Below are 11,797 nucleotides of genomic sequence, written 5' to 3' on the forward strand. Positions count from 1 at the left end.
CCCCGCTCGGCGCGCTCCCTCCGGGTCACATGCCGTACGCCGAGATCGTGGTTCCGGAGACCCCGCCGGATGAGAACGCTCCCACGACCTCGGCGTTCTCGGAGGTGCACGGATGACGCGTACGCTCGAACCGGGCGGCCTGGTGAAGCTGGCGGCCCCCCTGCCGCGGCAGCTGGCCGCGATCATGCGGCCCGAGCTGCCCAGCCTGGCGAAGGAGATCATCGAGGAGATCAAGCGCGCGATCCCCGAGTACGGGCGGCCCATCCAGGGCCCCTACGTCCAGGCGCTGCAGATCGGTGTGGAGCGGGCGCTGACCCACTTCGTCGACCAGATCGCCGACCCCTCGGCGCCGCGCGAGCGGCACGAGGACACCTACCGCAGGCTCGGCCGGTTCGAGGCGCAGGAGGGCCGGACCCTCGACAACCTCCAGGCCGCGTTCCGGATCGGCGCCCAGGTCGCCTGGCGCCGGGTGATGCGGGTCGGCCCCCAGCGCAACCTGTCCTCGGCGGTGATGGCGCAGCTGGCCGACGCGCTGTTCGCCTACATCGACGAGCTGGCCTCGCTGGCGCTGAAGGGCTATCTGGACGCGCTGCCCGCCGAGGAGCTGGAGGAGCACCGGCGGCGGCTGCTGCATCTGCTGCTGCGCCGGCCCCCGGCCTCGCGGCGCGCGGTCGAGGAGCTGGCCGAGCTGGCCGAGTGGGACGTTCCCGAGGAGGTGACGCTGGTCGCCGTGCCGCCCGGCTCCCGGGTCGTGCGGACCGCGCTGGACCAGGACGTGCTGGCCGACTTCGCCGGCCCGGAGCCGCACCTGCTGGTGCCGGGGCGGATGACCGCCGACCGGCAGCGGATGCTGGCCGAGGCGCTGCCGGAGGGACGCGCGGTGGCGGGCGTGAGCGTCCCGCTCACGGGCACCGCCGACTCGCTGCGCTGGGCCCGCCAGGCGCTGGGCCTGGTGGACTCGGGCATCCTGGACGACGGCCCGGTCACCCGCTGCGAGGACCACCTGATCACGCTGTGGCTGCTGAACGACCCGGCGCTGATCGACCAGATCGCCCGGCGCAACCTGGCCGGGATGGCGGCGCTCAATCCCGGGCAGCGGCACCGGCTGCTGGAGACCCTGCGCACTTGGCTCACTACTCGCGGGACCGCCGCCGAGATCGCCGAGGAGCTGCACGTCCACCCGCAGACCGTGCGGTACCGCATGCGCAAGCTGGAGGGCACCCTCGGCGAGCGGCTCACCGATCCCGACTCGCGGTTCGCGATCGAGGTCGTGCTGCGCGCGATGTGGCTGGGCCGCCGGGCCGGCGCGGACCCGGGCCCCGGCGCCCCCGAGGGGCCGGACGGCCCGGACGGCGCCGCCGGCACGGCCGGGACGATGGCCGTCCGGCATCCGGCGGACCGGACGGCCCCGCCGCGGCACGAGCACGGCGGGTCGCCGGGCGTCCGGGGCGCTCCCGCCGCGCCGAGGACGATGACCGCTCTCGATCTCGGCACGGGCGGCGGGCCCGGCACGGAGACCGGAATGCGCACCCGGTGACAATGGCCTGATGGTGATCACGCATCCGCCGACAACTCTCTTTCAGCAGGGTTGATTTCGCCATTCGATCCGTGCTCCCATCCATTTCGGCACGTTTTATCGGCGAAACGCGTGGAGGTGCGTTGGCGGTGCGCTCACGACCGGCAGGCGGTTCCGTCCTGGCGGGGCTCGGCGCGGCGGCGGTCCTGGTGGTGGCGACCGCGCCGCCGGTCATCGCCGAACCCCAGCCGTCCCCGAGCGGGGAGTCGCCCACCGGGGGCACGTCCACCGAGCCGCCCGCCACCGAGGAGCCGACGGATCCGCCCACGACGGACCCGCCGACCGATCCCCCCACGGATCCGCCCACCGATCCTCCGACGGACCCGCCGACCGATCCGCCCACGGACCCGCCGACGGACCCGCCCACCGATCCCCCCACCGATCCTCCGACGGACCCGCCGACCGATCCCCCGACCACCCCTCCCACGGACCCGCCGACCTCCCCGCCGCCCGGTCCCGGGCCGGGGAACCCGCCGCCGTCCAAGCCGGTGCTGTCGCTGGGCCTGTCGACCTCCTCGTCCACGGTGCGGCCCGGTGGGACGATCACGGCGACGGTGACGGTGCGGTCCGCGCACGCCACGGCGAACGGGACCGTGCTGCGGCTGTCGGCCACGAACGCCTCGGTGACCCCGGGCGCGCAGGGCATGGGGAGCGTCGGCGGCGGGGGGAGCACCGCGCGGGCGACGATCCAGGCTCCGGCGGACGCGCGGCCGGGCACCATCAAGCTGAAGGCGTCGGTGTCGGCGTCCAAGGCGGCCACGGTGTCGCGCGCCTACACGCTGATCGTCACCAGCCCGTCCGGGGCGCTGCCGCCCGGCATCTCGCTGAACGACCTGCCCTCGGACGTGCCGCCGCTGACCAACTCCTCGTTCAACCCGCTGGCCGGGATGCGCGGGCCCCAGGTGGCGCTGCCTCCGGTGGCGTCGCCGCAGATCGCGCCGAGCGGGATGGCGATCGTGCCGGTCGCGTCCCTGCGCCGGAACATCGACCCGGGCTTCGGCTCGGAGGACCTGGCCGCGCTGCAGGCGGGCTGGCTGGCCGCGATGACGGTGTCGGTCGCGCTCCTGCTGGCCAGGACGCGGATGGGCCGGCGGGCGGAGGTCCCGGCGCACGTCCGGCGCCGCTTCGCCGGACGGCTGCTCACCGAGGCCCGGCTGCGCACCGTCCCCCCGCAGCCCGCGCCGGTGCCGTTCCGCCTGGCCTGGCTGCCGCCGCGGCCCAGGAGCGCCGTACGGCTCTGAGCCGTTCGCCGGGGAGCGGCCCTCAGGCGTCCAGGGCCCCGTCGCCGGCGCGGACGACGGGCGGGCGCGCCGACCAGGGGAAGTCGATCCAGCGGCCGGTGCGCCGCCAGACGTACTCGCACTTGATCTCCGAGTGCGGCTTCTCGTAGACGACCGCGCTCCGCACGTCGGCCACGTGGTCGGCGCAGAAGTCCCGGACCAGCCTCAGGGTGGCGCCGGTGTCGGCCACGTCGTCGGCGACCAGGACCCGGGCGCCGGACAGGTCCACCGCGTTGGGCACCGGCGGGAGCATCACCGGCAGGTCGAGGCGTTCGTTCACGCCGGTGTAGAACTCGACGTTCATGACGTGCAGGTTCTTGACGTCCAGCGCGTACCCGAGGGCCCCGGCCACGAACAGGCCGCCGCGCGCGATCGACAGGATCAGGTCCGGACGGTAGCCGTCGTCCGCGATCGCCTGGGCCAGCGCGCGGGCGGCCGTACCGAAGGACTCCCAGGTCAGGATTTCTCTCTCGGCAGACACGGCCACCATCTTCGCCGACCGGTCCCGATCCGCGGAAACCGGCTCCGGCGGGATCGCCCAGGCGGCGTGCCCCCTCTCACGGGCATCGGACGCGCGAGCGCCGCCGGGGCGGTAGCGTTGGGCGACGTGCCCGCCCCTGATCTGCTGACCGGCAGCGACACCCGGATTCCCGACACCGCGACCCTGCTCACCGCCGCCGTCGCGGCCATCGGCGGGGCGGAACGTCCCGGCCAGGTCCGGATGGCCGAGGCGGTCGAACGCGCGATCGCCTCGGGCGAGCACCTGGCCGCCCAGGCCGGCACCGGCACCGGCAAGTCCCTGGCCTATCTCGTCCCGGCGATCCGGCACGCGGTCGCCGAGCGGACGACGGTGGTGGTCTCCACCGCGACGATCGCGCTGCAGCGGCAGCTGGTCGACCGCGACCTGCCCCGGCTGGCCGAGACGCTGGCGCCGCTGCTGGGCCAGGAGCCCAAGTTCGCGATCCTCAAGGGCCGCCGCAACTACCTGTGCCTGAACCGCGTGCAGACCGGGGCGCCGGACGAGCCGGAGGAGGGCGGGGGCCTCTTCGACCCGCAGCAGCTGTCCGCGCTGGGCCGCCAGGTCAAGCGGCTGAACGAGTGGGCCGAGGAGACCGCCACCGGCGACCGGGACGAGCTGGTCCCCGGCGTGAACGAGACGGCCTGGCGCCAGGTGTCGGTCACCGCCAAGGAGTGCCTGGGCGCCCAGCGCTGCCCGCAGGGCACCGAGTGCTTCGCCGAGCTGGCGCGGGCCCGCGCGGGCGAGGCGCACATCGTGGTCACCAACCACGCGCTGCTGGCGATCGACGCGCTGGAGGAGTTCCTCGTCCTGCCCGAGCACGACGTGGTGATCGTGGACGAGGCGCACGAGCTGGTCGACCGGGTCACCTCGGTGGCCACCGACGATCTCAGTGCCGCCGCCGTGGAGACCGCGGCCCGCCGCTGCGGGCGGCTGATCGAGGAGGGCCTCGCCGACCGGCTCAAGGAGTCGGCCGAGGGCCTGGGCCTGCTCCTGGAGGACCTGCCCGGCGGGCGGATGGACGTCCTGTCCCCCGCCCTCGGCAACACCCTGGCCGTCGTCCGGGACGCCGCGCACGCCTGCCTGTCCGCGCTCGGCCCGGAGAAGAAGGACAACGACCCGGCGAACGCGGCGGCGCGCAAGGCCGCCCGGTCGTCCCTGGAGGACCTGCACGAGACCGCGGTGCGGCTGCTGGAGGCGTTCCAGCCGGAGATCTCCGCGCGCTCCGACGTGGTGTGGCTGGAGAAGCCGTTCGTCCAGGAGGGCCGGCCCAAGCGCCCGCCGTCGCTGCACGTCGCCCCGATCGGCGTGGGCGGGCTGCTGCGCACGACGCTCTTCGGGGAGCGCACCGCCGTTCTGACCTCGGCCACCCTCACCCTGGGCGGGTCGTTCGAACCGCTGGCCCGGCAGTGGGGGCTCCCGCCCCTGGAAGGCGCCGGGGCCACGACCCCGCCGGACGCCCGTACGGCCGCCGAGGGCCTGGCCCGCACCGCCACCGGCGAGGAGACCGGCGGAGACGGCGGCGCCGGGGGCAAGGGCGCGGAGAAGAAGGGCGAGGCGAAGGAGATCCGCTGGTCCGGGCTGGACGCCGGATCACCGTTCGACCACGCCAGATCCGGCATCCTGTACGTCGCCCGGCACCTCCCCCAGCCGGGACGGGACGGGCTGCCCGACGCCTACCTCACCGAGATCACCGAGCTGATCGAGGCGGCGGGGGGCCGCACGCTCGGGCTGTTCTCGTCCATGCGCGCCGCGCGCCAGGCCGCCGACGAACTGCGCGACCACCTGACCCACCCGCTGCTGTGCCAGGGCGAGGACTCCACCTCGCTGCTGGTCAAACAATTCGCCGAGGAGGAGCGGACCTCGCTGTTCGGCACCCTGTCCCTCTGGCAGGGCGTGGACGTCCCGGGGCCGTCGCTGCGGCTGGTCATCATGGACCGCATCCCGTTCCCGCGCCCCGACGACCCGGTCTCCTCGGCCCGCTCACGGGCGGTGGCGGCCCGCGGCGGCAACGGTTTCATGGCCGTCGCCGCCACGCACGCCGCGCTGCTCCTGGCCCAGGGCGCGGGGCGGCTGCTGCGTTCGATGGACGACCGGGGCGTCGTCGCCATCCTCGACCCGCGCCTGGCCACGGCCCGCTACGGCGGCTTCCTGAAGTCGTCGCTGCCGCCGTTCTGGCCGACCACCGACGCCGACGTGGTGCGCAACGCCCTGCGGCGGCTGGACGCGGCGGCTCCGGCCCCCGGCGACGGCACCGAGGCCGAGCCCGGAGCCGAGGCGGAGCCGGGCGAGAGCGAAGGTTAGGCGCCGGCCCCGACGCGGCGCAGCCTGCGGCCCGAGATCTCGTGCGGCGTCAGCCGGATGTAGACGGGACGTTCACCGCCCGGCCAGGGCTCGACGGACGCGCCCGGGGGCCGTTCGTGGTCGGGCATGTGGTGGCCGCCGCCGCGCAGGAGGACGCTCCACCCCACGCGGTCGTGCTCGTCGATGTGGTCGACCTCGAACGCGATGCGCACCGCCGCGCCGGTGAGCGCGGTCGCCAGGCTGTGGTGGAGGCGCCCCTCCAGGCTGGTGCGGAACACCACCGACTCCCCGTCCAGGACGTAGTTCACCGGGATGACGGTGGGACCCTCGCCGTCGTCGAAGGCCACCCTGCCGACGCCGCCGGGACCGATCAGCGCCAGGCACTGGGAGCGGTCCAGCTCCTCCAGGACCGGACGGCCGGACGGGTCGTCCGCCCCGGCAGATGTGTTCATGATCGTCACCCTCCCGGCAAGATCGGTGCCAACAGGGCAGACCTTCCCGGAATACCGCCGTTTCACGCCGCGGAGCGGGGCGTCCTGGAGCACATCGGGCGCGTCAGCGGCGGCGGGTCTCCAGGAAGTCGCCGATCCGGCCGATGGCCTCCTCCAGGTCGTCGGCGTACTGCAGCGTCACCACGCGGAAGTGGTCGGTGGCGGGCCAGTTGAAGCCGGTGCCCTGGACGATGAGGATCCTCTGCTGCTCCAGCAGGTCGAACGCGAACCGCACGTCGTCCTCGATCGGGTACATCTCCGGGTCCAGGCGCGGGAAGACGTACAGGGCGCCGCGCGGCCTCGCGCAGCTGACCCCCGGCAGGTCGTTGAGCAGCTTCCAGGCCCGGTCGCGCTGCTCGCCGAGCCGCCCGGTCGGCAGCACCAGGTCCTCGATGCTCTGGTAGCCGCCGAGCGCGGCCTGGATCGCGTGCTGGCCAGGGACGTTCGGGCACAGCCGCATGTTGGCCAGGATGTCCAGGCCCTCGATATAGGACTCGGCGTGCTCCATGGGCCCCGACAGGACCACCCAGCCGGAACGGAACCCCGCCACCCGGTAGTTCTTGGACAGCCCCCCGAAGGTCAGGCACAGCAGATCGGGGGCCAGCGAGGCGATCGAGGTGTGCTCGGCGTCGTCGTAGAGGATCCGGTCGTAGATCTCGTCGGCGAAGATGATGAGGCGGTGCCGGCGGGCGATCTCCACGATCCGTTCCAGGACCGGGCGCGGGTAGACGGCACCGGTCGGGTTGTTCGGGTTGATGATCACGATCGCCCGGGTACGGCTGGTGATCTTGGCCTCGATGTCGTCCAGCGACGGCGCCCAGCCGGCGCTCTCGTCGCACAGGTAGTGCACCGGCGTGCCGCCGCACAGCGACACCCCGGCCGTCCACAGCGGGTAGTCGGGGGCCGGGATGAGCACCTGGTCGCCGTTGTCCAGCAGGGCCTGCAGCGTCATCACGATCAGCTCGGACACGCCGTTGCCGAGGTAGACGTCCTCCACGTCGACCCCGGTGAGGCCCTGCTCCTGGTAGCGCTGGACGACGGCGCGGCGGGCCGGGAGGATCCCCTTGGAGTCGCTGTAGCCGTGCGCCTCGGGCAGGTTGCGGACCATGTCCTGGAGCAGCTCCGGCGGCGCCTCGAACCCGAACGGGGCGGGGTTGCCGATGTGGAGCTTGAGGATCCGCTGCCCCTCCGCCTCCAGCTGCTTGGCGCGCTTGAGGACCGGCCCGCGGATGTCGTAACAGACGTTGGTCAGCTTGGCCGACTGGTTGACCTGCATGGATCCACCATAGCGGCGGCGGGTCGGGGGCCGCCGCCGCATTTCGCGACGGCGGACGATCAATCAGACGCGGGGTCCAATTGTGATGCGCGCAACATACAAGCAGGCTTGCTTGCTTGTTTCCGCGCTCCTACCGTCGAGTACGTGTCCTTGAACGATCGACGGCGCCACCGCCGGCACGCCGGGCGGCGCACGCAGGAGCAGCGCCGCACCGAGACCCAGCAACGGCTGATGGACGCCACCGCGGAGGCGCTGGCGGACCTGGGCTGGTCCGGGCTCTCGACCACGGAGGTCTCCCGGCGCGCCGGAGTGTCGCGCGGCGCGCAGCAGCACCACTACCCCACCAAGATGGCGCTGGTCGCCGCCGCGCTGGAGCACCTGCTCGACCGGCTCCGGGCCGAGTACGAGCAGGCGTTCGCCGAGCTTCCCCGCGACCGCCGCGACGTGGCCGGGGCGCTCGACCTGTTCTGGGAGACGCTCCGGCAGCCGCCCGCCATGGCCCTGCTGGAACTGGCCCTCGCCGGGCGCACCGACGAGGACCTGCGGGGGGTGAGCCTCGACCTGAACGAACGGGTGGTGCAGATCGTCAAGGAGGTCTTCCACGACCTGTTCCCCGAGACCCTTCCCGAGGACCTCGTGGACACCCTCATCCGCGGCCTGTTCGCCATGCTGGTCGGGCTCTCCCTGCAGAACTCGCTCGACGGCGACGCCGACGGCCACCAGGCCAAGGTGCTGGCCCAGGTGAAGGAATTCGCCCGCCTCCTCGTCCCCGACCTCGGGACCGTACCCGCCACGGCCGCCGCGACGGCCGCGACCGCCGAACCCCAGCCCGTCCCCGTCCCCGTCCCAGAGCACTGAACGGCCCCACCCCTACGCCGAGGGAGCGCCCGACATGACCGAAGCCCCCACCGACCTGGCCGAAGAAGTCCGCGAGCAGGTCAAGGACCGCACGTCCTACCTCGGTGTCATCGACCGCCTGAACAAGGCGTCCGTCGACAAGCACTGGGAGGCGTACGCCGACATCCCCTGGGACGACCCCGAGTACGCGGTGGACCCCGACGACCCCCGCTGGATCCTGGGCGAGGTCGACCAGCTCGGCCGCACCGAGTGGTACCGGTCGCAGCCGCCGGAGATCCAGGCCCGGATCGGGCTGTGGCGGGTGGCCACCGCGATGAAGATCGGCCTGCAGTTCGAGAACCTGCTCAAGCGCGGGCTGCTCAACTACGCCTACTGGCTGCCGAACGGCCGGCCCGAGTTCCGGTACGTCTACCACGAGACGACCGAGGAATGCCATCACGGCATGATGTTCCAGGAGTTCGTCAACCGGACCGGCCTGCCGATCCGCGGCATGCCCCGAGCGCTCACCAGGGCAGCGCAGGTCGCGCCGCTGATCCCGCTGGTGAGCACCGAGCTGTTCTTCGTGTTCGTGCTGGGCGGCGAGGACCCGATCGACTACGTCCAGCGCAAGAACCTCAAGGGCGGGCACATCAAGCACCCGCTCGAGCGGACGATCATGAAGATCCACATCGCGGAGGAGGCCCGGCACATCTCCTTCGCCCGGCACTACCTCAGGCACCGGGTGCCGCGCCTGAGCAAGGGACGGCGCCGGCTGATCGGCATCGCCAGCCCGCTCATCCTGGGCTGGATGGCCCGGATCATGCTCTCCCCGCCCGGCCCGATGGTGCGGCACTTCGACATCCCCAGGGAGGTCGTCCGCGAGGCCTACAAGGACGGCGCCCACCTCGACGAGGTCAGCGACTCGGTCGGCAAGGTCCGCGACCTGCTCGCCGAGCTCGGGCTGATCACACCGTTCAGCCGGCGGCTGTGGAAGCTGCTGGGCATCTGGGACGAGCCCAAGGCGCGCCGCGGCCCCTCCAGGACCGCCCGGCCCGCCCCGGCGGGTTCCACCGGGAAGTGAGCGTCCCGGGGTGAGAACTGTGGCCCCGGGCGCGTGTCCGGCACGGCGTACCCGCCCCTAAACTCACCGTAATTGAACCGAACATCCAATACGCCGCGCGGCCGGCCCGGCCGCCGCCCCCCGGCCGCGCGGCACGGCACCGAGCGGAGTGGAGCACGCAATGAGCATCGCGATCGTGACCGGAGGCGCGTCCGGGATCGGCCGGGCGATCGCCACGTCCCTGGTGGCCCGCGGCGACACGGTGGTCGTCACCGACATCGACGTGGACGGCGCCCAGAAGGTCGCCGACCGCCTGAACGGCCTGGGCCGGGGCACCGCCTCCTCCGCCGCCCTCGACGTCACCGACGCCGCCGCGGTGACCGACCTCTACAAGGGCGTCCGGGCCGAGCACGGGCGGCTGGACCTGGTCTTCAACAACGCCGGCATCGCGATCGGCGGCCTGGCCGAGGAACTCACCCTCGACCACTGGAACCGGGCGATCGACATCAACCTCAAGGGCGTGGTGCACGGGGTCCACGCCGCGTACCCGATCATGCTGGAGCAGGGGTCCGGGCACATCGTCAACACCGCCTCGCTCGCCGGCCTGGTGCCGATGCCGGTCGGCATCCCCTACACCGCCACCAAGCACGCCGTCGTCGGCCTGTCCCTCGGGCTGCGCGCCGAGGCGGCCGGCCGGGGCGTCAAGGTCACCGTCGTGTGCCCCAGCTTCGTCGACACCCCGCTCCTGGCCAACGTCAACCCCGGCCTCCCGGAGACGCCGATGAGCGGCGACGCCAAGAACGAGATCGCCAAGGCGTCCCCCCGCCTCTACACCGCCGAGAAGCTCGCCCGCGACATCATGCGCGGCGTCGCCCGGAACCAGGCGCTCATCGTCGCTCCCGCCCACGGCCGCGCGGCCTGGCGCGGCGCCCGGCTCAACCCGTCCCTGGCGGTACGCGCCGCCCAGTTCGCCGTCGGGCGGATCCGCAAAGGCTAGACGGCCGGGGGCGCGGTCAGAGCGCGCGGAGCCCCTCGATCACTTCCTGGAGGAGGCGGACGTCCGGGCGCCCGTCCTGAACGACCGGCCGGTGCACCTCCACGAGCCCCCTTTCCAGCAGGTCGCCCAGGAGGACCCGGACGACGCCCACCGGCAGGGCCAGTTCCACGGCGACCTCGGCCACCGACGTCGCATGGATGCACAGCTCCAGGATGCGTTCGTCCTCGGGGCCCAGCGTCGCCGGATCGGGCATCGGCACCTCGGCCGTCAGCACCACCGCGATGAGGTCGAGCTCGTCGTCCCGCCGCCAGGTCCGTCCACCGGTCACCGCGAAGGGACGGACGACGGGGCCCGCGTCGTCGTCCATCCAGAGCCCGTCGAACCGCCCGGAGGACATCACTCGCCACCCGCCCCGGACGCGGCGGACCCGCCGCGCCACGTCGTCACCATAAGTTCCCGTGTCCCTCGCCCCGTCCGCCCATCGGTCGCACCGATCGGCGGGCGGCCCGCAGGGAACGCCGCGGCGAGTCCGACGGGCGCGTCCGCCCGGTGATCGACAGGGCCCGTCGACACCGCCTCGCCCCGAGCGTAGTCCCCCGCGGGGGCCTCCGGGGGGCCCACCGGCTCCGCGGGACAGACCGGATCGCGCCACGTCCCGCGGTCAGGCACCCGCGGTGCCGCCGGCACGCAGCCCTGCCCTCATGACGACCTCACGTTCCTGGCTCCGCGGCACCCAGCCGTTCTCCCGTACGCCGGGATCACCATTCTCGCGCGACTCGGCGTGATCCACCGCCGAAAGTGAACATCCGGACCCCCGATTCGAGGGGGGCCGGGGTGCCGGTGAAGCGGTGCACGCCGACCGCGTAGGCCGTTTCGCCGGGCGAGGAGAGCCAGCGCTTCTGGAATCCGTGCTTCTCGAAACGGGCACAGACCCCTCCGGCGCGTTCGGGCGGTTCGCCGTGGCAGGTCCAGATCACCTGCGCGCCGGGCGCGCACAGCTGCGGCAGCAGGGAGATCGTCCGTGCGATGTCGGAGTCGCCGATGCGCTCGAACACCCCGCCGACCAGCACGAGGGCGGCGGGAACGGCCCCCGCGTAGACATCGGTGCGCGAAGGGTCGCCCTCCAGCACCTCGACCCGGCCCAGCCCGGCCGCCCGCGCCGCGCCGCGCGCGCTCCGCACCTTGGCCGCGTCCGCCTCCACCAGGCGGGCCACGACGTCGCCACGGCGCGGGTGGGCGGCCAGGGCGCCGAGAAGCTCCCGCCCCTGACCGGGGCACACCCCCACCGTACGGATCCGGCCGGGCCGCGCGACGTCGAGCGCCTCCCGGACGCGTTGCTGCACCGTCCGCAGCCGCCGGGCCAGATGCTCGCCGGGATCGTCGCCGGCGCCGGGCCGGGCGTTCCACCCGCGTTCGCGTCGCTCCATGCGCTCACCGTATGGCTCTGGGTAGCCGGATG

11 protein-coding genes are annotated in these 11,797 nt (G+C 73.5%); 6 read left to right on the forward strand and 5 right to left on the reverse strand.

Translation table 11 applies throughout. The features are described from left to right. Nucleotides 1–112: 112 nt before the first annotated feature. Together IW256_RS27470 and IW256_RS27475 are read left to right on the forward strand one after the other, a co-directional pair. Nucleotides 113–1,537 (forward strand): PucR-like N-terminal domain-containing protein, encoded by a 1,425-nt coding sequence (locus IW256_RS27470; RefSeq protein ID WP_197013704.1) that lies wholly within the window; start codon nt 113–115, stop codon nt 1,535–1,537. Nucleotides 1,538–1,665: 128 nt separating this feature from the next. Continuing rightward, nucleotides 1,666–2,817 carry a hypothetical protein gene (locus IW256_RS27475; protein WP_197013705.1) on the forward strand — a complete coding sequence of 384 codons (1,152 nt, stop codon included), beginning with the start codon at nt 1,666–1,668 and terminating at the stop codon, nt 2,815–2,817. Between the two features lie 22 nt (nt 2,818–2,839). Here IW256_RS27475 and IW256_RS27480 read toward each other — a convergent pair whose 3' ends face one another. Then, nucleotides 2,840–3,337 (reverse strand): phosphoribosyltransferase, encoded by a 498-nt coding sequence (locus IW256_RS27480; RefSeq protein WP_197013706.1) that lies wholly within the window; start codon nt 3,335–3,337, stop codon nt 2,840–2,842. Between the two features lie 126 nt (nt 3,338–3,463). Here IW256_RS27480 and IW256_RS27485 point away from each other — a divergent pair, with 126 nt between their 5' ends. Further along, complete coding sequence (locus IW256_RS27485; protein ID WP_307829129.1) at nt 3,464–5,677, forward strand: ATP-dependent DNA helicase; 2,214 nt, start codon at nt 3,464–3,466, stop codon at nt 5,675–5,677. Here the strand turns inward: IW256_RS27485 and IW256_RS27490 are convergent. Further along, entirely contained in the window at nt 5,674–6,129 is a 456-nt protein-coding gene (locus IW256_RS27490; protein ID WP_197013707.1) for a pyridoxamine 5'-phosphate oxidase family protein, read from the reverse strand. The two genes, IW256_RS27485 and IW256_RS27490, sit on opposite strands and share 4 nt — an antisense overlap. Before the next feature lie 103 nt (nt 6,130–6,232). Then, nucleotides 6,233–7,444, reverse strand: a complete 1,212-nt coding sequence (locus IW256_RS27495; protein WP_197013708.1) for a pyridoxal phosphate-dependent aminotransferase — start codon at nt 7,442–7,444, stop codon at nt 6,233–6,235. A gap of 144 nt (nt 7,445–7,588) precedes the next feature. Between IW256_RS27495 and IW256_RS27500 the strand changes: the two genes are divergently transcribed. From IW256_RS27500 to IW256_RS27510, 3 genes are all read left to right on the forward strand, one after another. After that, nucleotides 7,589–8,302: a TetR/AcrR family transcriptional regulator gene (locus IW256_RS27500; protein WP_307829130.1), complete on the forward strand. Its 714-nt coding sequence runs from the start codon at nt 7,589–7,591 to the stop codon at nt 8,300–8,302. A gap of 34 nt (nt 8,303–8,336) precedes the next feature. Continuing rightward, nucleotides 8,337–9,362 carry an AurF N-oxygenase family protein gene (locus IW256_RS27505; protein ID WP_197013709.1) on the forward strand — a complete coding sequence of 342 codons (1,026 nt, stop codon included), beginning with the start codon at nt 8,337–8,339 and terminating at the stop codon, nt 9,360–9,362. Nucleotides 9,363–9,522: 160 nt separating this feature from the next. Further along, entirely contained in the window at nt 9,523–10,338 is an 816-nt protein-coding gene (locus tag IW256_RS27510) for an SDR family NAD(P)-dependent oxidoreductase (RefSeq protein WP_197013710.1), read from the forward strand. 16 nt (nt 10,339–10,354) lie between these two features. Here IW256_RS27510 and IW256_RS27515 read toward each other — a convergent pair whose 3' ends face one another. Further along, nucleotides 10,355–10,777, reverse strand: a complete 423-nt coding sequence (locus tag IW256_RS27515) for a DUF742 domain-containing protein (RefSeq protein ID WP_307829131.1) — start codon at nt 10,775–10,777, stop codon at nt 10,355–10,357. Between the two features lie 319 nt (nt 10,778–11,096). Further along, nucleotides 11,097–11,765 carry a class I SAM-dependent methyltransferase family protein gene (locus tag IW256_RS27520; protein ID WP_197013711.1) on the reverse strand — a complete coding sequence of 223 codons (669 nt, stop codon included), beginning with the start codon at nt 11,763–11,765 and terminating at the stop codon, nt 11,097–11,099. Nucleotides 11,766–11,797: the final 32 nt, after the last annotated feature.

The organism is Actinomadura viridis, from assembly GCF_015751755.1.
Classification (GTDB): domain Bacteria; phylum Actinomycetota; class Actinomycetes; order Streptosporangiales; family Streptosporangiaceae; genus Spirillospora; species Spirillospora viridis.